This window comes from Enterobacter chuandaensis (genome assembly GCF_003594915.1).
Lineage (GTDB): Bacteria > Pseudomonadota > Gammaproteobacteria > Enterobacterales > Enterobacteriaceae > Enterobacter > Enterobacter chuandaensis.
Genome location: NZ_QZCS01000010.1, coordinates 76762 through 100501, shown reverse-complemented (window position 1 = coordinate 100501; position 23740 = coordinate 76762). Strand labels below are relative to the sequence as shown.

The window sequence follows — 23740 nt, the reverse complement described above, 5'->3', positions numbered from 1 at the left end:
CCTTACTGCGCCTGCACGCGCAGCTCTGCTGCGCTACGACTACGGTGACCCAACAGGGCTTTAACATCGCTGGACTTCGGCTTAACCAGCGCGAATTTCGCAGAGAACGCCGGCCAGTTCGCCAGGATCTCTTCGCCGCGCGAAGAACCGGTATGCTGCACGTGTTCGGTAATCAAACCGCGCAGGTGTTCTTCGTGGATGGCCAGCGTATCAACGTCCAGCACTTCCACCAACTCCGGGTTCACGCGTTTGCGGAACTCACCGTCTTCATCCAGGACGTACGCAAAACCGCCCGTCATGCCTGCGCCAAAGTTCACGCCGGTTTTACCCAGAACGCAAACAATCCCGCCCGTCATGTATTCACAGCCGTTATCGCCAATGCCTTCCACCACGGTGATCGCACCGGAGTTACGCACCGCAAAACGCTCGCCCGCACGGCCTGCGGCGAACAGACGACCACCGGTCGCGCCGTAGAGACAGGTGTTACCGATAATGCTCGCTTCATGGCTGCGGAAGGCTGAGCCGACCGGAGGACGCACCGCCAGCAAACCGCCCGCCATGCCTTTGCCGACGTAGTCGTTGGCATCGCCGGTCAGATACAGCTCAACGCCACCTGCGTTCCATACGCCGAAGCTCTGACCCGCGGTACCGCTGAAGTGCGCGGTAATCGGATCCGCTGCCAGCCCCTGGTCACCGTGCGTCTGCGCGATGTAGCCAGAGAGCGACGCGCCCACGGAGCGGTCGGTGTTGCGGATATCAAACCAGAACGTTTTGCTCTGCTTGTCGTCCACATACGGCTTCGCCTGCTGCAGCAGCTGCGCGTTCAGCACACCGTTATCGAACGGCGGGTTGTTTTCGGTGCAGTAGACCGCTTTGCCAGGATGCGGCTGCGCGGTTTCCAGCAGCTTGCTCAGCTCCAGCTTCTGCTGCTTCGCCGTGAAGCCTTCCAGCTCTTTCAGCAGGTCGGTGCGGCCAATCAGGTCTACCAGACGCTTCACGCCCAGCTGCGCCATCAGCTCGCGGGTTTCACGGGCGATGAAGTCAAAGTAGTTGGTCACCTTGAACGGCAGGCCATGATAGTGGTTCTTACGCAGCTTCTCGTCCTGGGTTGCAACGCCGGTTGCGCAGTTGTTCAGGTGGCAAATACGCAGGTATTTACAGCCGAGCGCAACCATCGGGCCGGTACCGAAGCCGAAGCTTTCCGCGCCGAGGATCGCTGCCTTGATGATGTCGAGGCCGGTTTTCAGGCCGCCGTCCACCTGCAGACGGATCTTGTGGCGCAGACCGTTAGCGACCAGCGCCTGCTGAGTTTCCACCAGGCCAAGCTCCCACGGGCAGCCCGCGTATTTCACGGAGGAGAGCGGGCTTGCGCCGGTACCACCGTCGTAGCCGGCGATGGTGATGAGATCCGCATAGGCTTTCGCTACGCCGGTCGCAATGGTGCCGACGCCCGGCTCGGAAACCAGCTTCACGGAGATCATCGCTTTCGGGTTGACCTGCTTCAGGTCGAAAATCAGCTGCGCTAAGTCCTCGATAGAGTAGATATCGTGGTGCGGCGGCGGGGAGATCAGCGTCACGCCCGGTACGGAGTAGCGCAGTTTGGCGATGTATGGGGTAACTTTATCACCCGGCAGCTGGCCGCCTTCGCCCGGTTTAGCACCCTGAGCGACTTTAATCTGAATCACGTCGGCGTTAACCAGGTACGCAGGCGTTACGCCAAAGCGACCGGATGCCACCTGCTTGATACGCGACACTTTGTTGGTGCCGTAACGTGCCGGATCTTCGCCGCCTTCGCCGGAGTTGGAATTGCCGCCGATGCTGTTCATGGCTTCCGCCAGCGCCTCGTGGGCTTCCGGGCTCAGGGCGCCGATTGACATCGCCGCGGTATCGAAGCGTTTGAACAGCTCGGACGCAGGCTCAACGTCGTCAATGCTGACCGCTTCATCGCCCGGATTGAGGGCAATAAGGTCGCGCAGCGTCGCCGCCGGACGGTTGTTCACCAACTCTGCGTACTGCTGGTAATCACTGTATTCGCCGCTCTGCACCGCCTGCTGCAGCGTGCGCACCACGTCCGGGTTGTAGGCGTGATACTCGCCACCATGAACGTATTTCAGCAGACCGCCCTGATCCAGCGGCTTACGTGCCAGCCAGGCGCGTTTTGACAGGTTCACCAGGTCCTGCTGGAAGTCAGCAAAACCGGCCCCGCCTATGCGGCTGACTACGCCCTGGAAGCAGAGGTTCGCCACGTCGTCGTGCAGGCCGACCGCTTCAAACAGCTTCGAGCAGCGGTAGGAGGCAATGGTCGAGATGCCCATTTTGGACATGATCTTGTACAGGCCTTTGTTGATGCCGTTACGGTAGTTCAGCATCACGGCACGGTAGTCTTTGTCGATGGCGCGGGTGTCCACCAGACGGGCCAGCGTTTCGTAGGCCAGGTACGGGTAGATCGCCGTCGCACCAAAGCCTAACAGCACGGCGAAGTGGTGCGGGTCGCGGGCGCTGGCGGTTTCCACAATGATGTTGGCGTCGCAGCGCAGGCTTTTATCGACCAGACGCGTCTGGATAGCGCCAACCGCCATGGGGGCAGGCACCGGCAGACGGTTTTTCGCGATATTACGGTCGGACAGCACCAGCAGCACGGTACCGTTACGCACCATCTGCTCGGCTTTGTCGCACAGCGCATTCACCGTCTCTTCCAGGCTCGCTTCGGTCACGTCGAACGTAATGTCGAGCGTGTCGGCGCGGTAGTGCTCCTCGGTCATGGTGGTGAGCTGTTTGAAATCAGAATACAGCAGGATCGGCGATTTAAAGGTCAAACGGTGCGCCTGGCCTTCGGCTTCGCAGAAGACGTTCATCTCGCGGCCGATGCTGGTTGCCAGCGACATTACGTGGGCTTCACGCAGCGGATCGATTGGCGGGTTAGTGACCTGCGCGAACTGCTGGCGGAAGTAGTCGTAAATAATGCGCGGCTGGCTGGAGAGCACGGCAAACGGGGTATCGTCACCCATCGAGCCGACCGCTTCCTGGCCGTTTTCACCCAGTACGCGAATAACCGAGTCCAGCTCTTCCGCGCTGTAGTTAAACTGTTTCTGGAAGCTTGCAAGCGTATCGTCGTCCATCTCGCGGCTGCCCACTTCTTCGTCCGGCAGATCCTCAAACGGCACCAGACGACGCACGTTTTTCGCCATCCACTCTTTGTACGGGTGGCGGCTCTTCAGATCGTTGTCGGTTTCAGCGGAATGCAGAATACGGCCGCCGCGGGTGTCGATAACCATCAGCTCGCCCGGGCCAACGCGGCCTTTCTCAACCACTTCGTCAGGCTGGTAATCCCAGATCCCAACTTCAGAGGCGCAGGTGATGAGCTTGTCTTTGGTGATGACGTAGCGCGCCGGACGCAGGCCGTTACGGTCCAGGTTACAGGCAGCGAAACGACCGTCGGACATGACGATACCCGCCGGGCCGTCCCACGGTTCCATGTGCATGGAGTTAAAGTCGAAGAACGCGCGCAGTTCAGGGTCCATGTCCGGGTTGTTCTGCCATGCTGGTGGCACGAGCAGACGCATGGCGCGCACGATGTCCATACCGCCCGCCAGCAGCAGTTCCAGCATGTTATCCATGGAGCTGGAGTCAGAGCCGGTTTCGTTCACGAACGGCGCGGCATCGTGCAGGTCAGGGATCAGCGGAGTCTGGAACTTATAGGTACGGGCGCGTGCCCACTGGCGGTTACCGGTGATGGTGTTGATCTCGCCGTTGTGCGCCAGGTAGCGGAACGGCTGCGCCAGCGGCCAGCGTGGCACGGTGTTGGTGGAAAAGCGCTGGTGGAACAGGCAAATGGCCGATTCCAGACGCAGGTCAGCCAGGTCCAGGTAGAAGCGCGGCAGGTCAGCCGGCATACACAGACCTTTATAGATGTTCACCAGGTTAGAGAGGCTACAGACGTAGAACTCTTTATCGTCCTGAAGGCGTTTTTCAATGCGGCGACGGGCAATAAACAGACGGCGTTCCATATCGCGCGGACGCCAGCCCGCAGGCGCGTTAACAAAAATCTGTTCAATACGAGGCAGCGAGGAGAGGGCGATTTCACCGAGCACCCCTTCGTTAGTTGGCACATCGCGCCAGCCGACAATCGACAGGGTTTCGCGCTGAAGTTCTTCTTCAACGATGCGGCGTGAGGCGGCAGCTTTTTCAGGATCCTGATTCAGGAACAGCATGCCGACAGCGTAGTTTTTGGCTAAACGCCAGCCGCGCTCTTCCGCCACGATGCGGAAGAAACGATCCGGTTTTTGCAGCAGCAGGCCGCAACCGTCGCCGGTTTTACCATCGGCAAGAATAGCGCCACGGTGCTGCATACGGGCCAGTGCGTGAATAGCAGTACGCACTACCTTGTGGCTAGGTTCGCCTTCTATGTGGGCGATCAGGCCGAAACCACAGTTATCCTTCTCAAGGGATTTATCGTACAACATATCAGTGAACCTCCCCAGGCTCGTCGGGCTTCCCACTGAACTTTACCGTGGCGCACAGGCACAGAAAGAGCATGGCGACGGGGTTTGCGTTTCATACGCGGACCTCGCATTCGCCCTCTTTTTCATCCTTTCGCGCAGGTAAACAAGTTTGAGGACTTGCTTCAGAGGGAATCTCAATTACTGCATAAATATGATGAGCAGGCCGCTCATCCAGAAAGCTTCCAGCGGATTTCCAACTTATCGGGAATTGGTACACAGGTCAAATGGCAATCTTATTTATACAAATATGTGCTAAAGAGATGGTATCTATTTGTTTTTAAAAGATATTTAACTATTTTTATAACCATCGAAAGGCCAGGGGAGCCGTGAAGGAGTGTGATCTGACTCACTATCTGAAAGCGGTATTATCGATGCAGCATGCTGAAATGCTGATTTATAGCAGAACAATAATCTGGTTATGTATTCAAGCCCGCATAAAATCACTGTTTTTCAGTGTTGCCGCTATAAATGAAAAAAACAATCAGAACATAAGGAAAAGTAATCACCGGTGGTGTGAATGAAATTGCAGTAATCCTGAGTATTTATTCATATAGATAAAGGCCGTCCAGGGCGATTGATCCAGGTCATCGCCGACAGAGGCTAAAAATGGCAGGCTTGTCCCCTTTCTTCGGGACGGTCTATCAGATTATGCAGTTACAGAAATTAGTCAATATGTTTGGTGGGGATCTTTTGCAGCGGTACGGGCAAAAGGTTCATAAGCTGACGCTGCACGGTGGCTTTAGCTGCCCGAATCGCGACGGCACTATCGGGCGCGGCGGCTGCACCTTCTGTAACGTTGCGTCGTTTGCTGACGAAGCCCAGCAGCATAAATCCATCGCGGAACAGCTCGCCCATCAGGCCAGCCTGGTGAACCGCGCGAAGCAGTATCTGGCCTATTTCCAGGCCTACACCAGCACGTGGGCGGAGGTGCAGGTGCTGCGTTCCATGTATCAGCAGGCGGTCACCCAGGCCAATATTGTCGGGCTGTGCGTCGGCACGCGCCCGGACTGCGTGCCGGAGGCGGTGCTGGACCTGCTCAGCGAGTACAAAGAGCAGGGCTACGAGATTTGGCTGGAGCTGGGCCTGCAGACCGCACATGACAAAACCCTGCACCGCATCAACCGCGGCCATGATTTCGCCTGCTACCAGCGCACCACGCGGCTGGCCCGCGAGCGTGGGTTAAAAGTCTGCTCGCATCTGATTGTCGGATTGCCTGGCGAAGGGCAGCAGCACGGCCTGGAGACGCTGGAAAAAGTCGTTGAAACCGGCGTGGACGGTATTAAGCTGCATCCCCTTCATATCGTTACGGGAAGCATTATGGCGAAAGCCTGGGAAGCCGGGCGGTTAAGCGGTATTGAGCTTGAGGACTATACGGTGACGGCAGGGGAGATGATTCGCCACACGCCGCCGGAAATTGTCTACCACCGCATCTCCGCCAGCGCCCGCCGCCCAACGCTTCTGGCACCGCTCTGGTGCGAGAACCGCTGGACGGGGATGGTGGAAATCGACCGCTATCTTCAGGAAAACGGCGTACAGGGTTCGGCGCTGGGCCGTCCGTGGGTTCCCCGTCTACCGACGGCGGCCGCCTAGCAAACTCCCCAGCATGCCGCGCACAATCTGATTGGTGACCTGCCGTGCGGCGCTTTTCGCCATGGTCTGCACTACGCCGTCGCGTTTCCCGCCGCGTGGCCCGGTGGTGCCAAATAAAATGTCTTTTAGCCCGCCCAGAATGCCGTCATCCACCGCGACTGACTGCCCCTTCGCGGGTGGCGCATCCTGCGATTCGGTGGTCGCCTGTACCCCTTTTTGCAGCATCTCGAACGCAGACTCCCGATCCACCTCGTCTTCATACTTGCCGTACACCGGAGAGTGGTTAATCAGGCCGTTGCGCTCATCGTCGGTAACGGGCCCCATGCGCGAGCAGGGTGCGATCACCATGGCGCGCTCCACGATGGAGGGGCTGCCTTTCGCATCCAGGAACGAGATCAGCGCTTCACCGGTGCCTAACGCCTGAATCGCCGCTTCGGTATCAAAGGCAGGATTGGCGCGCATGGTTTGCGCAGCGGCTTTTACCGCTTTCTGATCTTTCGGCGTAAAGGCGCGCAGGGCGTGCTGCACGCGGTTACCGAGCTGGCCCAGCACGTTGTCCGGAATATCCGACGGGTTTTGCGACACAAACCAGACGCCAACCCCTTTGGAGCGGATCAGACGAATGACCTGTTCAATTTTATCCAGTAGCACCTGCGGCGCGTCGTTAAACAGCAGATGTGCTTCGTCAAAGAAGAAGACCAGCTTCGGTTTTTCCAGATCGCCCGCTTCCGGTAACTGCTCGTACAGCTCGGAGAGCATCCACAGCAGGCTGGCGGCGTAGAGTTTCGGCATCTGGTAGAGCTTTTCTGAACTCAGAATGTTGATGATGCCTTTGCCGCTGCTGTCGGTGCGCATCCAGTCATTGATATCCAGCATCGGCTCACCGAAGAAGTGTTCGGCGCCCTGCTGCTCCAGCGTCAGTAACCCGCGTTGAATGGCCCCGACAGAAGCGCTGCTGATATTGCCGTACTGGTTCTGGAAAGATTTGGCGTTATCGCCGATGTACTGGGTAATGGCGCGCAGATCTTTGAAATCAAGCAGCAGTAGCCCCTGATCGTCGGCGATACGGAAGATAATATTCAGCACGCCGGACTGCACGTCGTTGAGGTTAAGCAGGCGAGCCAGCAGCAGCGGGCCGAGATCGGAGACGGTGGCGCGCACCGGGTGGCCTTTCTCGCCAAAGATATCCCAGACGACTACCGGGTTGCCGTGCGGCGTCCAGTCCGTAATGCCAATATTCTTCAGGCGTTCGAGCAGTTTTTCAGAAGCGGTACCCTCCTGAGCCACACCGGTTAAATCGCCTTTTACGTCAGCCATAAAGACCGGCACGCCAATATCTGAAAGCGACTCCGCCAGCTTCTGCAGAGTGACTGTTTTCCCTGTGCCGGTGGCACCGGTAATCAGACCGTGGCGGTTCGCCATCGCGGGCAGTAAATACAGCTCTTTTTCCAGCGTCCGGGCAATTAACAATGGTGTACTCATGATGCGCTTCCTCTCTTAGTCCTGGGTGGAGTATAGGCAACCTGACGGCAAAATGGTTGAGTAAATTGCTGACTTTGCGGCGCATTGTCCAGCGCGGACTATGCTTTTGCATACGGTTAATAAAAAAGTGGAAAACAATGTCCAGATTCTTCTTTAACGATCGCAAACAGCTGGTCAACGACGCCATTGAAGGCATACTGCTTTCTGCGCCACATGCGAATCTCGTCAAACTTGATATCGATCCCGCCATCAGGGTCGTCGCCCGCGGTGACTGGGATAAAAGCCGCGTGGCGGTGATCTCCGGTGGTGGCTCAGGCCATGAGCCGGCGCACGCGGGGTTTGTCGGCAAAGGCATGCTGACGGCGGCAGTGAGTGGCGATCTGTTCGCCTCGCCGAGCGTGGATGCGGTACTGAACGCTATCGTTGCGGTGACGGGCGACCGCGGCTGCCTGCTGATTGTGAAAAACTACACCGGGGATCGCCTGAACTTTGGTCTGGCGGCAGAAAAGGCCAAACGCTACGGCCTGAAGGTAGAGATGGTGATAGTCGCGGATGATATTGCGCTGCCAGACAACAAGCAGCCGCGCGGCATTGCCGGTACGGCGCTGGTGCATAAGATCGCGGGTTATGCCGCAGAGTACGGTAAATCGCTGAGCGAAGTGCGTGATATTGCGCAACAGGCCTGCGATAACCTCTGGAGCCTGGGCGTTGCGATGCAAACCTGTAACCTGCCGGGCAGCGACGATGAAGAGGGGCGCATTAAGCAGGGCCATGTCGAGCTGGGGCTGGGGATCCACGGGGAGCCGGGTGCCTCGGTGGTTGATACGCAAAACAGCAAAGCCATTATCGACACGCTGGTGACGCCGCTCAAAGCACAGGCGGGCGAGGGGCGTTTCGCGGTGCTGATTAACAACCTCGGCGGCGTCTCGGCACTGGAAATGGCGCTGTTGACCAAAGAGCTGGCGCACTCGGCGCTGAAAGAGAATATTGCGTACCTGATTGGCCCTGCGCCGCTGGTGAGCGCGCTGGATATGAAGGGCTTTTCTCTGACGCTGCTAAAGCTCAACGATCTGTTCGAGAAAGCGCTGCATGAAGAGGTGGAAACGCTGGGCTGGCAGAAGCCCGTGGCGTTTGCCCCTCTGCGTACCGTTCCGCAAAGCGCTATTCACGATAGCGTGGAATATACCGCGTCCGACAATCCGCAGGTCAAGGAGTCTGTTTCCCGGGTGACGAAGACGCTCATACAGCTTGAAAACCGCCTGAATGCGCTGGATGCCAAAGTGGGCGATGGGGATACTGGCTCCACGTTTGCGCAAGGTGCACGGGATATTGCGCAGCGCCTGGAAGAGAACACTCTCCCGCTGAATGACGTGTCTAAGCTGCTGTTGCTGGTGGGCGAGCGCCTGGCGACGGTGATGGGCGGATCGAGTGGGGTGTTGATGTCGATCTTCTTCACGGCGGCGGGACAAAAATTGCACGACGGGCAGCCTCTGCCGGAGGCGTTACTGAGCGGACTTGCGCAGATGAAGCAGTATGGCGGTGCAGATCTCGGCGATCGTACGCTGATCGATGCGCTGCAACCGGCGCTTGAGGCGTTACAGAAAGGCGATCTTCAGTCAGCGGCACAGGCTGCGCAGCAAGGGGCTGAAGCAACGGCGAAAATGGCGAAAGCAGGAGCAGGGCGCTCATCGTATGTTAATAAAGAGAATCTGGATGGGGTAATGGACCCGGGGGCGGTCGCGGTAGCGGAAGTGTTTAACATATTGGCGCAGTAGCAAAAGTAGGCCGGGTAAGGCGAAGCCGCCACCCGGCAATGTCACATCAGAAATCCGCTTTCAACACCACGCGGTAACGGGCTTTGCCGTCGCGCACGTGCTGGATCGCTTCGTTGATTTTCGACATCGGATACAGCTCGGTGGTTGGCGCCACTTTGGTGCGTCCGGCAAACTTCATCAGCTTGCGCAGCTCGTACGGTGTACCGGTCGCGGAGCCTGACACGCTGCGATCCCCGCCGATCAGCGTAAACGCCGGAACAGGCAGCGGCTTCATCACGGCACCTACGGTGTGGAAGTTACCGCCGTAGGCCAGTGCTTCAAAGTACGGCTGCCAGTCGAGATCGACGTTCACGGTGTTGATAATCAGATCAAACTGCCCAGCCAGTGCGTTCAGTGCGTCCGGATCGCGGCTGTTCACCACTTTGTCCGCGCCCATCGCCAGCACTTCTTTCTCTTTCGCCGGGTTCGAGCTGAACGCCGTGACTTCACAGCCCATTGCGTGCAGCAGCTTGATGGCGATATGGCCCAGACCGCCAATACCAATCACGCCCACGCGGCTGGTGGCGGTGACGTGGTGCATCAACAGCGGTTTAAAGACGGTGATGCCGCCGCACAGCAGCGGACCGGCGGATTCGATATCAATGCTGTCCGGCAGCGGAATGACCCATTGCCAGTCGGCGCGCAGCTTGTCGGCGAAACCGCCCTTGTTCAGGATGGTGGGCACCGCGCCTTCAAGGCAGTTGATCTGGTTGCCGCTGATACACACGTCACAGTGGCCGCAGCTGCGTGCCGTCCAGCCAATGCCCACGCGCTGGCCAACCTTCAGCCCTTTGTCCTGCGCGGCGCTGCCGAGCGCCACGACACGGCCAATCACTTCGTGCCCGGCAACCAGCGGATAGCTGGAAAAGCCCCATTCGTTGTCGATCATCGAGAGATCTGAGTGGCAGATCCCGCAGTAATCAACCTGTACTTCGACGTCTTCTGCTTTTAGTTCGCCCGCATCGTACTCGTACAGCTCAAGTTCTGCACCCGCCTGCGGTGCGGCGTAGCTTTTTATCTTCGACATCGTGTTTCCCCCGTTGTGGTGTGAACTGAGAGTGTAGAGCATTCAGTTTACAGCCGCTTAACAGAAGAGGGCAGGAACAAAACTTACAGACTTTTCAGCATTCTGACTTCGCAATCAACGTGGCCGGTACAGCCCAGCGGCGCATCAATATGCTCAAAACCCAGATGTTCATAAAGGCCAATGGCCTCTTTGAGGAAGGCGGTTGTTTCGAGGTAACAGCGTTTAAAACCCTGATCGCGCGCGTGCTCCAGGGCAACCAGCGCCAGCTTCTTCGCCAGACCTTGCCCGCGTACTGACGGCAGGAAATACATTTTCTGCAGTTCGCAGATATCCGGCTCGCTGCAGCTCAGTGGCGCTATGCCGCCGCCGCCCACGACATTACCGTCCTGTTCGATGACCCAGTAGGCATGGCCCGGCTGGCTGTAGAGCTGAAAAAGTTCGTCCAGGTTTGGGTCGGCAACCGTATAGCCTTTATCGGCGGTCAGGCCATACTCCGCAGAGACGGTGCGGATAACGGCGGCGATAGCCGGGTTGTCCTGTTCAACGATCCGACGCATCGTCGTCGCGACCGGGGTAATCACGCTCATAGCATTACTCATTACAAAAATTGACACATTGTTGCTGTTAATAGCACCGCAGAAAGGGGAGTGCAAGCGAGGAGTTTTCAGGAAGGTTACCCCTTACGCCCTGAAGCGTAAGGGGTAAAAGCATTACAGGGCTGCAATAACCGCCTGCTGCTCAATTAGCTTGGTCCTGGCATCGGCAAAGGCAACCAGGCGCTCACGCTCTTTGGCGATGACCGCTTCCGGCGCGCGGGCAACAAAGCCTTCGTTCGCCAGCTTGCTTTCGATTTTGCCAATTTCCACGTCGACTTTCGCCACTTCTTTCGCCAGACGCGCCAGCTCGGCGTCTTTGTCGATCAGGCCCGCCATCGGGATCAGCAGCTCGGCGCCGTCGATGATTTTGGTCACGGAAACCGGACCTTTGTCATCCGCAGGCAGCACGGTGATGCTCTCCAGACGCGCCATGGTTTTCAGGAACGTGTTGTTCTCGGTGACGCGACGAACCGCTGCATCGCTGCAGCCGCGCAGCAGCAGCTCAAGCGGTTTACCTGGGGCGATGTTCATTTCAGCACGGATGTTACGGACCGCAACGATCGCCTGTTTCAGCCACTCGGTATCCGCGGACGCCGCTTCATCAACCTTAGCCGCATCGAATTCCGGGAACGGCTGCAGCATGATGGTATCGGCATTGATGCCCGCAATGACCTTCACGCGCTGCCAGATGGTTTCGGTAATGAATGGAATGACCGGATGCGCCAGGCGCAGCAGGCCTTCCAGAACGGTAATCAGTGTGTTGCGCGTGCCGCGCAGTTCCGCTTCAGAACCGCCGTTCATCACCGGCTTCGCCAGCTCCAGGTACCAGTCGCAGAACTGGTTCCAGGTGAATTCGTACAGGATGCCCGCTGCAATATCGAAGCGGTAGCTGTCCAGCGCGTCGCGGAAGGCTTTCACCGTCTGGTTGAATTCCGCCAGGATCCAGCGGTCCGCCAGAGACAGGGTCATCTCGCCGCCGTTGAAGCCGCAGTCCTGATCTTCGGTATTCATCAGTACGAAGCGGCTGGCGTTCCACAGCTTGTTACAGAAGTTACGGTAACCTTCCAGACGCTTCATGTCCCAGTTGATGTCGCGGCCGGTAGAGGCCAGCGCCGCCAGGGTGAAGCGCAGGGCATCGGTACCGTGAGATTCGATCCCGTTCGGGAACTGCTTCTCGGTACGCTTGCGGATTTTCTCAGCCAGCTGCGGCTGCATCATGTTGCCGGTACGTTTTTCCAGCAGGTCTTCCAGAGAGATACCGTCAACCATGTCCAGCGGGTCGATAACGTTACCCTTGGACTTGGACATCTTCTGACCTTCGTCGTCGCGGATCAGACCCGTCATGTAAACGGTATGGAACGGAACCTGCGGCTTGCCGTCTTCGTCTTTGATGAAGTGCATGGTCATCATGATCATGCGGGCAATCCAGAAGAAGATGATATCGAAGCCGGACACCATCACGCTGGTAGGGTGGAACTGACGCAGCGCGTCGGTGTTTTCTGGCCAGCCAAGGGTGGAGAAGGTCCACAGCGCGGAGGAGAACCAGGTGTCCAGTACATCTTCGTCCTGACGCAGGGCAACCTCAGCGCTCAGGTTGTTTTCCTGACGCACTTCGTCTTCGCTACGGCCAACGTAGACGTTGCCTTCGTTGTCGTACCATGCCGGGATGCGGTGACCCCACCACAGCTGACGGGAGATACACCAGTCCTGAATGTCGCGCATCCAGGAGAAGTACATGTTTTCGTACTGCTTCGGCACAAACTGAATACTGCCGTTTTCAACCGCTTCAACAGCCGGTTTGGCCAGCACGTCGGCACGCACGTACCACTGGTCGGTCAGCATTGGCTCAATAACCACGCCGCCACGGTCGCCGTACGGCACGGTCAGATCGTGAGGCTTAATCTCTTCCAGCAGGCCGAGAGCGTCAACGGCAGCTACGATGGCTTTACGCGCGGCAAAGCGCTCCAGCTTCTGGAACTCCGCCGGGATCTCGCTGGAATAGACGTCGGATTCGTTACCTTTGGTGTCGTACACTTCTGCGCTTTCGCGGATATCGCCGTCGAAGGTCAGAATGTTGATCATCGGCAGGGCGTGACGACGACCGACTTCATAGTCGTTGAAGTCGTGCGCAGGGGTGATTTTCACGCAGCCGGTGCCTTTTTCCATGTCGGCGTGTTCGTCGCCTACAATGGGAATACGGCGGTTCACCAGCGGCAGTACCACAAATTTGCCGATCAGATCTTTATAGCGCGGATCTTCCGGGTTCACGGCCACGCCGGTATCGCCCAACAGGGTTTCCGGACGGGTAGTCGCGACCACGAGGTAATCTTTACCGTCTGCGGTTTTTGCGCCGTCGGCCAGCGGGTAGCGGATGTGCCACATAGAGCCTTTGGACTCGCGGTTTTCCACTTCCAGGTCAGAGATGGCGGTGCGCAGTTTCGGGTCCCAGTTTACCAGGCGTTTGCCGCGGTAAATCAGGTCTTCTTTGTACAGGCGCACGAAGACTTCTTTCACGGCGTTGGACAGGCCTTCGTCCATGGTGAAGCGCTCGCGCTCCCAGTCCACGGAGTTGCCGAGACGGCGCATCTGACGGGTAATGGTGCCGCCGGATTCTGCCTTCCACTGCCAGATTTTGTCGATGAACGCATCGCGACCGTAGTCGTGACGGGTTTTACCCTCTTCAGCGGCAATTTTACGCTCAACCACCATCTGGGTCGCGATACCCGCGTGGTCAGTCCCCGCCTGCCACAGGGTGTTTTTGCCCTGCATGCGCTGGTAGCGGATCATGGTGTCCATGATGGTCTGCTGGAAAGCATGCCCCATATGCAAACTGCCGGTGACGTTCGGCGGCGGGATCATGATGCAGAAGGACTCTTTGCTTTCGTCGCCGTTAGGCTTGAAATAGCCCTGCTGTTCCCAGTGCTCGTAAAGCGGCTGTTCGATATCGCGTGGGTTATATGTCTTTTCCATTATTTCCAGGTTGCCGTATTCAGGTTAAAACCAGCCAGGCGGTACGCTTTATAGCGTTCGCGCGCCAGTTGTTTCAAGGATTCTTCGTAAGGGACAAAGTCTACCACTTCTGTGAAAGCGGTGGCAAAATCTGCAAAATCTATCCGCAGGCTAATCAGAATATCGCGCGCGCTGCTGTTGCGCTTTTGCGGCCAGGCAATTTCGACCGGTGCACCGCCGCGCGGACCTTCGCCCGACAGGTTATGCGGCACAAAACTCTCCGGCGGGCGGGCCCACAGCGCTTCATCAAGGCGAATCGCCTGCTGCTCATCTTCACAGGCTATCAACACGCGTTTGCCAGCGCGCCAACGTTCTGCGGCAATTTCACACACCAGCTGTTCAACGGCGCTGAGGCCATCCTGATGGGTGTCGTTGTCCAGAAGGTAGAACGTTGCATTCTTCATATATGGGGCTTCTTGTGCTCACTTTAAATGCTTAAGCCGGGTGGCGGCTTCGCCTTACCCGGCCTACGGTTTACTGCCGTTTTGGCTTACTCGTCGCCGTTAAAACCCGCACGATTGAGCAGGAACTGCGACAGCAGCGCCACCGGACGACCGGTTGCGCCTTTCGCTTTACCGGAACGCCATGCGGTGCCGGCGATGTCCAGGTGCGCCCAGTTGTACTTGCGGGTGAAGCGCGCCAGGAAGCAGCCTGCGGTGATAGCCCCGCCAGGACGACCGCCGATGTTCGCCATATCCGCAAAGTTAGACTCCAGCTGTTCCTGGAACTCATCGCCCAGCGGCAGACGCCACGCGCGGTCACCGGCCTGTTCGGACGCGCCGATCAGCTCGTGCGCCAGCGGGTTGTGGTTCGACATCAGGCCGGTGATGTGGTGGCCCAGCGCAATCACACAGGCACCGGTCAGCGTTGCCACGTCAATCACCGCTTCAGGCTCGAAGCGCTCAACGTAGGTCAGCACGTCGCACAGCACCAGACGGCCTTCGGCGTCGGTGTTCAGCACCTCAACGGTCTGCCCGGACATGGTGGTCAGGACGTCGCCCGGACGATACGCGCGACCGCCAGGCATGTTTTCGCAGCCCGCCAGGACGGCGATCACGTTGATGGGCAACTGAAGCTCCGCGACCATGCGCATTACGCCGTAAACCGCCGCTGCGCCGCACATGTCGTATTTCATCTCGTCCATGCCTTCGGCAGGCTTGATGGAGATACCGCCGGAATCGAAGGTCAGGCCTTTACCCACCAGCACAATCGGACGCGCATCTTCGGACGGGTTGCCTTTGTACTCGATAACCGACATCAGGGATTCGTTCTGCGAGCCGTTACCCACAGCCAGATACGAGTGCATGCCCAGCTCTTTCATCTGCTGTTCGCCGATGACGCGGGTGATGACGTTTTTGCTGTAGGAATCTGCCAGCTGGCGCGCCTGAGAGGCGAGGTAGGCCGCGTTACAGATGTTAGGCGGCATATTGCCGAGATCTTTTGCCGCTTTAATACCGGCGGCAATCGCCAGACCATGCTGAATGGCACGTTCACCGCTGGTCAGTTCGCGACGGGTTGGCACGTTGAAAACCATTTTACGCAGCGGGCGACGCGGCTCGCTTTTGTTGGTCTTCAGCTGATCGAAGCTGTACAGGCTCTCTTTTGCCGTTTCGACGGCCTGACGCACTTTCCAGTAGGTGTTACGGCCTTTGACGTGCAGCTCGGTCAGGAAGCAGACGGCTTCCATTGAACCGGTATCATTCAGCGTATTAATGGTTTTCTGAATGACCTGCTTATACTGACGCTCGTCCAGCTCGCGCTCTTTACCGCAGCCAATCAGCAAAATTCGCTCTGACAGGACGTTTGGAACATGGTGCAGTAACAGCGTCTGCCCAGGTTTGCCTTCCAGTTCGCCACGGCGCAGCAGGGCGCTGATATAGCCGTCACTGATTTTATCGAGTTGCTCGGCGATCGGGGAGAGTCGGCGCGGTTCAAAGACGCCCACAACGATGCAGGCACTCCGCTGTTTCTCCGGGCTACCGCTTTTTACACTGAACTCCATGCACTACGCTCCTGAATCTTAAAGACAACGGCGGCTGCTACAGATAGAATTGAAACCTTTCGTAACTCATGTCCGCTGTTGTGGTGACTTCGTGTTAATCTTACGTTACTACGGTTTCGACACGTCAGAAAAAGTCCTGAAGCGTGAATCCGCCGGATATTTTAATCTTAGCGATGATTTCGACGACTCAAGAGAATAAATGACGTTTAAGCCATGAAACAAGCGATTTTCCAGCAAAGAGACGGGTTTTTACGGGCGTATTTAAAGTGATAATCATAAGATATCTGGTGCGGGAGACGCTCAAAAGCCAACTGGCGATCCTCTTCATCCTGCTGCTGATTTTTTTCTGTCAGAAGCTGGTGAAGATCCTCGGTGCGGCCGTTGACGGCGAAATTCCAACGAATCTGGTGCTTTCCCTGCTTGGTTTGGGGATCCCGGAAATGGCGCAGCTTATTCTGCCGCTGAGTCTATTCCTCGGCCTGCTCATGACGCTTGGTAAGCTATACACCGAAAGTGAAATCACGGTGATGCACGCCTGTGGCCTGAGCAAAGCGGTACTGGTGAAGGCGGCGATGATACTGGCGCTCTTCACGGGCATCGTTGCGGCGGTGAATGTGATGTGGGCGGGCCCGATGTCGTCTCGTCACCAGGACGAGGTGCTGGCCGAAGCGAAAGCGAACCCCGGCATGGCGGCGCTCGCGCAGGGCCAGTTCCAGCAGGCGACCGACGGGAACTCCGTGCTGTTTATTGAAAGCGTTGACGGCAGTAAATTCAACGACGTATTCTTGGCGCAGCTGCGTCCTAAAGGTAACGCGCGTCCGTCCGTGGTGGTTGCCGACTCTGGCCAACTTTCTCAGCGCAAAGACGGGTCGCAGATTGTCACGCTGAATAAAGGCACCCGCTTTGAAGGCACCGCGATGCTGCGCGATTTCCGTATTACGGATTTCCAGAACTATCAGGCTATTATTGGTCATCAGGCGGTGGCGCTCGATCCTACGGATACCGAGCAAATGGATATGCGCACGCTGTGGAACACCGATACCGACAGAGCGCGTGCTGAGTTCCACTGGCGTATTACGCTCGTATTCACTGTGTTTATGATGGCATTGATTGTCGTGCCGCTGAGCGTGGTGAACCCGCGTCAGGGTCGCGTGCTCTCCATGCTGCCGGCGATGCTGCTTTACCTGGTCTACTTCCTGCTGCAAACCTCGATTCGCTCCAACGGCGCGAAGGGTAAGCTGGATCCTATGGTCTGGACGTGGTTCGTCAACAGCCTGTACATCTTACTGGCGCTGGGATTAAACCTGTGGGATACGGTGCCTGTGCGCCGCATACGTGCCCGATTCTCGCGTAAAGGAGCCATCTAATGCAGGCGTTTGGCGTTCTTGATCGCTATATCGGTAAAACCATTTTTACCACCATCATGATGACGTTGTTCATGCTGGTGTCGCTATCCGGCATTATCAAATTTGTCGATCAGCTGAAAAAAGCCGGGCAGGGCAGCTATGACGCGTTGGGCGCGGGGATGTATACCCTGCTCAGCGTGCCGAAAGATGTGCAGATCTTCTTCCCGATGGCGGCCCTGCTGGGTGCGCTGCTGGGGCTGGGGATGCTAGCGCAGCGCAGCGAGCTGGTGGTGATGCAGGCATCGGGCTTTACCCGCATGCAGGTTGCGCTGTCGGTAATGAAAACCGCGATCCCGCTGGTGCTGTTAACCATGGCGATTGGCGAGTGGGTGGCCCCGCAGGGCGAGCAGATGGCGCGTAACTATCGTGCTCAGGCAATGTACGGCGGTTCACTGCTCTCGACTCAACAAGGTTTATGGGCGAAAGACGGTAAAAACTTCGTCTACATCGAACGGGTAAAGGGCAATGATGAACTGGGCGGGGTGAGCATCTATGCCTTCAACGACCAGCGCCGTCTGGAGTCAGTCCGACACGCCTCTTCTGCGAAATTTGACGCGGAACATAAACAGTGGCGTTTGTCGCAGGTGGATGAATCTGACCTGACCGATCCAAAACAGATCGCCGGGTCACAGACGGTGACCGGCACCTGGAAGACCAACCTCACGCCGGATAAGCTCGGGGTTGTCGCGCTGGATCCTGACGCGCTCTCCATCAGCGGCTTGCACAACTATGTGAAGTACCTGAAGTCGAGCGGGCAGGATGCCGGGCGCTATCAGCTCAACATGTGGAGCAAAATCTTCCAGCCGATGTCCGTGGCGGTAATGATGCTGATGGCGCTGTCGTTTATCTTCGGCCCGCTGCGTAGCGTGCCGATGGGTGTGCGCGTCGTGACCGGTATTAGCTTCGGCTTTGTGTTCTATGTGCTCGATCAGATCTTCGGTCCGCTGACGCTGGTTTATGGCATCCCGCCGATTATCGGTGCGCTGCTGCCGAGCGCCAGCTTCTTCCTGATCAGCCTCTGGCTGCTGCTGAAACGCTCCTGATTGACCTCTCCTCGCTTCCGGCTAGCCGGAAGCGAGGCTAATCTCCTGTTTCACCCCGCACTTTTTCTCACAACCTTCAACGTCCCGCCTCGAATTTGAGTATTATTGAGCGATAAAGTCGTGAAGGGATCCTCTATGAAGCAAATTCGAATGCTGGCCCAGTACTACGTCGACCTGATGATGAAGCTTGGGCTGGTGCGTTTCTCCATGCTGCTTGCGCTGGCGCTGGTCGTGCTGGCCATTGTCGTGCAGATGGCCGTCACCATGGTTCTGCATGGTCAGGTCGAGAGTATCGACGTCATCCGCTCCATCTTCTTCGGCCTGCTCATTACTCCCTGGGCGGTCTATTTCCTTTCCGTGGTGGTCGAACAGCTGGAGGAGTCCCGGCAGCGTCTGTCTAAACTGGTTGATAAGCTGGAGGAGATGCGCGAGCGCGACCTGAAGCTCAACGTTCAGCTTAAAGACAACATTGCGCAGCTGAACCAGGAAATTTCAGACCGTGAGAAGGCGGAAGCCGAGCGTCAGGCCACGCTGGAGCAGCTGAAAATCGAAATGAAAGAGCGCGAGGTCACGCAGATCCAGCTTGAGCAGCAATCCTCCTTCCTGCGCTCGTTTCTGGATGCGTCACCGGATCTGGTGTTCTACCGCAACGAAGATAAAGAGTTTTCCGGCTGTAACCGGGCGATGGAACTGCTGACCGGGAAAAGCGAGAAACAGTTGATTCACCTGAAGCCGCAGGACGTTTACTCCGAAGAGGCGGCCGCCAAGGTTATGGAAACGGACGAAAAAGTGTTCCGCCATAACGTCTCGCTGACCTACGAACAGTGGCTGGATTACCCGGACGGGCGCAAAGCCTGCTTTGAGATCCGCAAGGTGCCGTACTATGACCGTGTCGGGAAGCGCCACGGCCTGATGGGCTTTGGCCGCGATATCACCGAGCGTAAGCGCTATCAGGATGCGCTGGAGCGCGCCAGCCGTGACAAGACCACCTTTATCTCCACCATTAGCCACGAGCTGCGTACGCCGCTCAATGGCATTGTGGGGCTGAGCCGCATTCTGCTGGACACCGACCTGACCGCAGAGCAGGAAAAATACCTCAAAACGATCCATGTCTCGGCGGTGACGTTGGGTAATATCTTCAACGATATTATTGATATGGATAAGATGGAGCGCCGTAAGGTTCAGCTTGATAACCAGCCGGTTGATTTCACCAGCTTCCTTGCCGATCTGGAAAACCTGTCTGGCCTTCAGGCGCAGCAGAAGGGGCTGAGTTTTGTTATGGAGCCTACCCTGCCGCTGCCGCATAAGGTGGTGACTGACGGCACGCGCCTGCGCCAGATCTTGTGGAACCTCATCAGCAACGCGGTGAAATTTACCCAGAAGGGACAGGTCGCGGTGCGTATTCGCTATGACGAAGGCGATATGCTGCACTTCGAGGTGGAAGACTCCGGGATTGGTATTCCGCAGGAAGAGCAGGACAAGATTTTCGCAATGTACTACCAGGTTAAGGACAGCAACGGCGGGAAACCGGCTACCGGCACGGGTATCGGCCTGGCGGTGTCGAAACGGCTGGCGAAGAGCATGGGGGGAGATATCACCGTTGCCAGCCAGCCGGGCAAAGGATCAACCTTCACGCTGACGGTGCATGCGCCGGCGGTGGCGGAAGAGGTAGAGGATACCTTTGAAAACGACGATATGCCGCTGCCTGCACTGCACGTCCTGCTGGTGGAAGATATTGAGCTGAACGTGATTGTCGCGCGCTCGGTGCTGGAAAAACTGGGCAACAGCGTGGATGTTGCGATGACCGGCAAGGCCGCGCTCGAGATGTTTAAACCGGGCGAATATGACCTCGTTCTGCTGGATATTCAGCTACCGGATATGACCGGGCTGGATATTTCGCGTGAACTGACGCGTCAGTACGCAGCCGACGAGCTGCCGCCGCTGGTGGCGCTGACGGCAAACGTGCTGAAAGATAAAAAAGAGTATCTCGATGCCGGTATGGACGACGTACTCAGTAAGCCGCTGGCGGTGCCTGCTCTGACCGCCATGATCAAGAAATTCTGGGATACCCAGGATGAAGAGGAGAGCACCATGACGTCTGTTGATAGCGCAAAAGCCCAAACGATACTCGATACCGCGATGCTGGAGCAGTACATCGATCTGGTCGGCCCGAAACTGATTACCGACGGTCTGGCGGTGTTCGAAAAAATGATGCCGGGCTATCTGAGCGTGCTGGAGTCAAACCTGACGGCGCGGGACCAGAAGGGCATCGTGGAAGAAGGGCATAAAATCAAAGGTGCAGCTGGTTCGGTCGGGCTACGCCACCTGCAGCAGCTGGGTCAACAGATTCAGTCACCTGATTTACCAGCATGGGAAGATAACGTGGGTGATTGGGTTGAAGAGATGAAACAAGAGTGGCAGAACGATGTTGCGGTGCTGAAAGCCTGGGTGGACGGCAGAAAAAAATGACCCCGGCTTGACCGGGGTGCGCGAATACTGCGCCAACACCAGGGAAATCGTGGCTGCGCCTGTTTTTTAAAGTAATTTTCTAATGGGCGCCGCCTGAAAAATTTAGGCCGCACGCAGATAAGATAGCAAATCTTAAATAGTTTGTTACATGAATCAGTGAAATGTGTGAAGCATAGCGTTTTAATCAAAATTATTAATGTGCTTCAGCGAGTTGTAGAAAAGGATTGTCATGATGAAAAAGATTGGTGTCGTCCTGAGCGGATGCGGTGTTTTTGATGGTTCAGAAATACATGAAGCCGTAATCACGCTGCTGGCCCTGGCAAAACAGGGAGCAGAGGTTATCTGTTTTGCGCCCGACAAAAATCAGGCTGATGTGATTAACCATCTGACCGGCGAGCCGATGGCCGAAACGCGCAATGTGCTGATTGAGGCCGCGCGTATTGCGCGAGGTGATATCCATCCACTTATTCAGGCAGACCCTTCAGAGCTTGATGCGCTCATTGTGCCAGGGGGATTTGGCGCGGCCAAAAATCTCAGCACCTTTGCTACGCAGGGCGCGGAGTGTCAAATCGATCCTCATCTAAAATCGCTGTCGCAGGCCATGCATGCGGCAGGAAAACCGCTGGGCTTTATTTGCATCTCGCCGGCAATGCTGCCCAGGATTTTTGATTTCCCGCTGCGCCTGACTATCGGGACCGATATTGATACCGCAGAGGTTATCGAAGATATGGGCGGTGAACACGTACCGTGTCCGGTCGATGACATTGTGGTGGATGAAGATAACAAGATTGTCACCACGCCCGCGTATATGCTGGCGAAGAATATCGCAGAGGCAGCCGTGGGCATTGAAAAGCTGGTCGCCCGGGTGCTGGTGCTGACGGAATGAGGCGTCAGTTTTCAGCAGGCGCATGGGTGAAACGCCTTCTCTTGCGCATCGTGCTCGTCCTGGCGGTGTTCTGGGGAGGCGGGCTTGCCGTGTTCAGCATTTTGCCGGTACCGTTTTCAGCCGTTATGGTTGAGCGTCAGCTCAGCGCATGGTTCTCCGGTGATTTCGGCTATGTCGCCCATTCTGACTGGGTGAGCATGGATGACATTTCTCCTTTCATGGGACTGGCGGTTATCGCGGCGGAGGATCAGAAATTCCCGGAGCACTGGGGGTTTGATGTGGCCGCCATTGAAAAGGCGCTGGCCCATAACGAACGTCACGAAAACCGCGTTCGCGGTGCGTCAACGCTGTCGCAGCAGACGGCTAAGAACCTGTTCCTGTGGGATGGACGAAGCTGGGTGCGAAAAGGGCTGGAAGCGGGCCTGACCCTGGGAATGGAAACGGTCTGGAGCAAAAAGCGTATTCTGACCGTTTATCTCAACGTTGCTGAGTTTGGCGACGGTGTTTTTGGCGTGGAAGCGGCCGCGCAGCGTTATTTCAATAAGCCAGCCAGCCGTCTGAGCATGTCAGAAGCAGCGCTATTGGCCGCTGTTTTACCGAATCCCATCCGTTTTAAAGCCAGCGCCCCATCAGGGTACGTGCGGAGCCGTCAGGCGTGGATCATGCGCCAGATGCGCCAGCTGGGTGGGGAAGGGTTTATGGAGAGAAATGCGTTAATGTAGGGCGGGTAAGCGCAGCGCCACCCGCCAGAACAGCAGGCCTAATCTTCGTCGAATCCGGCGTTAAACAGGGCAATCACCGCCGCCAGGGCTTCCTCTTCCTGAGGACCGGTGGCTTCTACCTCAATCTGACGCCCTTTAGCGGAGTCCAGCATCAGCAGCGCAATCACGCTGTTGGCTTCCGCTTCGGTGCCTTCGTCATTACGCAGCAGCACTTCTGCATCGAAACCCTGCATCAGCTCAAACAGCTTCATCGCCGGGCGCGCATGCATGCCCAGTTTATTGGTGATCTCAACGGTTTGTTTTACGGTCATGTTTTACGTTTTTCCAGCGTGCGATGACGGGACTGAACGTTCTTCCCGCGCGAGCCGAAATAATCGGCCAGCTGTTCGGCGATGTAGACCGAACGATGTTTACCGCCGGTACAGCCAATCGCCACCGTCAGGTAGCTTCGATTGTTTGTCTCCAGCATAGGTAACCATAGCTCAAGGTAGCTTCGCGTCTGGTAGATAAAATTGTGAACTTCTGTGTGCCTGTCGAGGAACGCTGCGACGGGCTTATCCAGACCGGTCATTGGGCGCAGTTTTGGATCCCAGTGCGGGTTCGGCAGGAAGCGCACGTCGAAAACATAGTCCGCATCAATCGGAATACCGTGCTTAAAGCCGAAGGATTCGAACACCATGGTCAGTTCGCGCTCGCGTTTGCCCAGCAGCCGGGTGCGCAGCATTTCCGCCAGCTCGTGAACGGACATCTCAGAGGTGTCGACAATCAGGTCAGCACGGGAGCGCAGCGGCTCCAGCAGATCGCTCTCTTCATCGATGGCGCTCTCCAGCGAGAGATTCTTGCTGGAAAGCGGGTGCAAACGACGGGTGTCGCTGTAGCGGCGGATCAGCGTATTGCGATCGGCATCAAGGAACAGCAGCTGAGGCGAGAACGTGTCAGGCAGGTTGCTCATAGCCTGTTCGAAGATCTCTGGCGATTCAGGCATGTTACGAACGTCAATACTGACGGCGGCAGAGGTTTGTCTCTCCGCTAACGTGCGTGCCAGATCGGGTAATAACACGACCGGCAGGTTATCGACGCAGTAAAAACCCATGTCTTCCAGCGCGCGCAGGGCAACGGATTTCCCCGACCCTGAACGTCCGCTGACAATCATCAGCACCATGTTCCGTTTCTCCTCAGGACAACAGATGTG

Annotated in this window: 17 protein-coding genes; 8 read left to right on the top strand and 9 right to left on the bottom strand. The window is 57.1% G+C overall.

The window, feature by feature from the left end; all coding sequences use genetic code 11:
- Positions 1 to 2 precede the first annotated feature (2 nt).
- Complete coding sequence (gene gltB / locus D5066_RS15980) at positions 3 to 4463, bottom strand: glutamate synthase large subunit (protein WP_119916495.1); 4461 nt, start codon at positions 4461 to 4463, stop codon at positions 3 to 5.
- Between the two features lie 687 nt (positions 4464 to 5150).
- On the opposite strand from gltB, the gene mnmL reads away from it, so the two are divergent.
- Positions 5151 to 6092, top strand: coding sequence for a tRNA modification radical SAM protein MnmL/YtqA (gene mnmL, locus D5066_RS15975; RefSeq protein ID WP_119916519.1), 942 nt, complete (start codon positions 5151 to 5153; stop codon positions 6090 to 6092).
- On the opposite strand, the gene D5066_RS15970 is transcribed toward mnmL, so the two are convergent.
- Complete coding sequence (locus tag D5066_RS15970; protein WP_119916494.1) at positions 6072 to 7574, bottom strand: helicase HerA-like C-terminal domain-containing protein; 1503 nt, start codon at positions 7572 to 7574, stop codon at positions 6072 to 6074. The two genes, mnmL and D5066_RS15970, sit on opposite strands and share 21 nt — an antisense overlap.
- Positions 7575 to 7711: 137 nt before the next feature.
- On the opposite strand from D5066_RS15970, the gene D5066_RS15965 reads away from it, so the two are divergent.
- On the top strand, positions 7712 to 9349 hold the full coding sequence (locus D5066_RS15965; RefSeq protein ID WP_119916493.1) for a dihydroxyacetone kinase subunit DhaK: 1638 nt from the start codon (positions 7712 to 7714) through the stop codon (positions 9347 to 9349).
- Positions 9350 to 9395: 46 nt separating this feature from the next.
- Here the strand turns inward: D5066_RS15965 and ahr are convergent, their stop codons facing one another.
- The 5 genes from ahr to pepA all read right to left on the bottom strand — a co-directional run bounded on the left by ahr (position 9396) and on the right by pepA (position 16022).
- Positions 9396 to 10415: an NADPH-dependent aldehyde reductase Ahr gene (gene ahr, locus D5066_RS15960; protein WP_119916492.1), complete on the bottom strand. Its 1020-nt coding sequence runs from the start codon at positions 10413 to 10415 to the stop codon at positions 9396 to 9398.
- Positions 10416 to 10498: 83 nt separating this feature from the next.
- A complete protein-coding gene (locus tag D5066_RS15955; protein WP_119916491.1) occupies positions 10499 to 11002 on the bottom strand; it encodes a GNAT family N-acetyltransferase in 504 nt (167 codons plus the stop codon).
- 123 nt (positions 11003 to 11125) lie between these two features.
- Entirely contained in the window at positions 11126 to 13981 is a 2856-nt protein-coding gene (locus D5066_RS15950) for a valine--tRNA ligase (RefSeq protein ID WP_080328336.1), read from the bottom strand.
- Positions 13981 to 14424: a DNA polymerase III subunit chi gene (holC, locus tag D5066_RS15945; RefSeq protein WP_008502815.1), complete on the bottom strand. Its 444-nt coding sequence runs from the start codon at positions 14422 to 14424 to the stop codon at positions 13981 to 13983. The genes D5066_RS15950 and holC overlap by 1 nt, the downstream gene beginning before the upstream one ends.
- Positions 14425 to 14510: 86 nt before the next feature.
- Positions 14511 to 16022 carry a leucyl aminopeptidase gene (gene pepA, locus D5066_RS15940; protein WP_119916490.1) on the bottom strand — a complete coding sequence of 504 codons (1512 nt, stop codon included), beginning with the start codon at positions 16020 to 16022 and terminating at the stop codon, positions 14511 to 14513.
- 158 nt (positions 16023 to 16180) lie between these two features.
- Between pepA and D5066_RS23130 the strand changes: the two genes are divergently transcribed.
- The 6 genes from D5066_RS23130 to mtgA all read left to right on the top strand — a co-directional run bounded on the left by D5066_RS23130 (position 16181) and on the right by mtgA (position 22548).
- A complete protein-coding gene (locus D5066_RS23130) occupies positions 16181 to 16225 on the top strand; it encodes a hypothetical protein (protein WP_217480452.1) in 45 nt (14 codons plus the stop codon).
- 63 nt (positions 16226 to 16288) lie between these two features.
- The gene (gene lptF / locus D5066_RS15930) at positions 16289 to 17389 is read left to right on the top strand and encodes an LPS export ABC transporter permease LptF (RefSeq protein ID WP_080328335.1); all 1101 of its coding nucleotides are present in this window, start codon (positions 16289 to 16291) and stop codon (positions 17387 to 17389) included.
- Positions 17389 to 18471 carry an LPS export ABC transporter permease LptG gene (gene lptG / locus D5066_RS15925; protein ID WP_080328334.1) on the top strand — a complete coding sequence of 361 codons (1083 nt, stop codon included), beginning with the start codon at positions 17389 to 17391 and terminating at the stop codon, positions 18469 to 18471. Before lptF ends, lptG begins: the two co-directional genes overlap by 1 nt.
- Positions 18472 to 18606: 135 nt before the next feature.
- Positions 18607 to 20940 carry an aerobic respiration two-component sensor histidine kinase ArcB gene (gene arcB, locus D5066_RS15920; protein WP_080328333.1) on the top strand — a complete coding sequence of 778 codons (2334 nt, stop codon included), beginning with the start codon at positions 18607 to 18609 and terminating at the stop codon, positions 20938 to 20940.
- 232 nt (positions 20941 to 21172) lie between these two features.
- Positions 21173 to 21826, top strand: a complete 654-nt coding sequence (gene elbB, locus D5066_RS15915; protein WP_119916489.1) for an isoprenoid biosynthesis glyoxalase ElbB — start codon at positions 21173 to 21175, stop codon at positions 21824 to 21826.
- Positions 21823 to 22548 (top strand): monofunctional biosynthetic peptidoglycan transglycosylase, encoded by a 726-nt coding sequence (gene mtgA / locus D5066_RS15910; RefSeq protein ID WP_119916488.1) that lies wholly within the window; start codon positions 21823 to 21825, stop codon positions 22546 to 22548. Before elbB ends, mtgA begins: the two co-directional genes overlap by 4 nt.
- A 38-nt stretch (positions 22549 to 22586) precedes the next feature.
- Here mtgA and npr read toward each other — a convergent pair whose 3' ends face one another.
- Together npr and rapZ are read right to left on the bottom strand one after the other, a co-directional pair.
- The gene (npr, locus tag D5066_RS15905; protein ID WP_003861872.1) at positions 22587 to 22859 is read right to left on the bottom strand and encodes a PTS phosphocarrier protein NPr; all 273 of its coding nucleotides are present in this window, start codon (positions 22857 to 22859) and stop codon (positions 22587 to 22589) included.
- Positions 22856 to 23710: an RNase adapter RapZ gene (rapZ, locus tag D5066_RS15900; protein WP_119916487.1), complete on the bottom strand. Its 855-nt coding sequence runs from the start codon at positions 23708 to 23710 to the stop codon at positions 22856 to 22858. Before rapZ ends, npr begins: the two co-directional genes overlap by 4 nt.
- Positions 23711 to 23740 lie beyond the last annotated feature (30 nt).

Excerpts from the sequence above, each read along its gene's own strand:
- D5066_RS15955 (WP_119916491.1), bottom strand. The coding sequence starts at position 11,002 with ATGAGCGTGATTACCCCGGTCGCGACGACGATGCGTCGGATCGTTGAA.
- mtgA (WP_119916488.1), top strand. The coding sequence starts at position 21,823 with ATGAGGCGTCAGTTTTCAGCAGGCGCATGGGTGAAACGCCTTCTCTTG.
- lptG (WP_080328334.1), top strand. The coding sequence starts at position 17,389 with ATGCAGGCGTTTGGCGTTCTTGATCGCTATATCGGTAAAACCATTTTT.
- rapZ (WP_119916487.1), bottom strand. The coding sequence starts at position 23,710 with ATGGTGCTGATGATTGTCAGCGGACGTTCAGGGTCGGGGAAATCCGTT.
- D5066_RS15965 (WP_119916493.1), top strand. The coding sequence starts at position 7,712 with ATGTCCAGATTCTTCTTTAACGATCGCAAACAGCTGGTCAACGACGCC.
- D5066_RS15970 (WP_119916494.1), bottom strand. The coding sequence starts at position 7,574 with ATGAGTACACCATTGTTAATTGCCCGGACGCTGGAAAAAGAGCTGTAT.
- gltB (WP_119916495.1), bottom strand. The coding sequence starts at position 4,463 with ATGTTGTACGATAAATCCCTTGAGAAGGATAACTGTGGTTTCGGCCTG.
- holC (WP_008502815.1), bottom strand. The coding sequence starts at position 14,424 with ATGAAGAATGCAACGTTCTACCTTCTGGACAACGACACCCATCAGGAT.
- npr (WP_003861872.1), bottom strand. The coding sequence starts at position 22,859 with ATGACCGTAAAACAAACCGTTGAGATCACCAATAAACTGGGCATGCAT.
- mnmL (WP_119916519.1), top strand. The coding sequence starts at position 5,151 with ATGCAGTTACAGAAATTAGTCAATATGTTTGGTGGGGATCTTTTGCAG.
- pepA (WP_119916490.1), bottom strand. The coding sequence starts at position 16,022 with ATGGAGTTCAGTGTAAAAAGCGGTAGCCCGGAGAAACAGCGGAGTGCC.
- elbB (WP_119916489.1), top strand. The coding sequence starts at position 21,173 with ATGAAAAAGATTGGTGTCGTCCTGAGCGGATGCGGTGTTTTTGATGGT.
- D5066_RS15950 (WP_080328336.1), bottom strand. The coding sequence starts at position 13,981 with ATGGAAAAGACATATAACCCACGCGATATCGAACAGCCGCTTTACGAG.
- arcB (WP_080328333.1), top strand. The coding sequence starts at position 18,607 with ATGAAGCAAATTCGAATGCTGGCCCAGTACTACGTCGACCTGATGATG.
- ahr (WP_119916492.1), bottom strand. The coding sequence starts at position 10,415 with ATGTCGAAGATAAAAAGCTACGCCGCACCGCAGGCGGGTGCAGAACTT.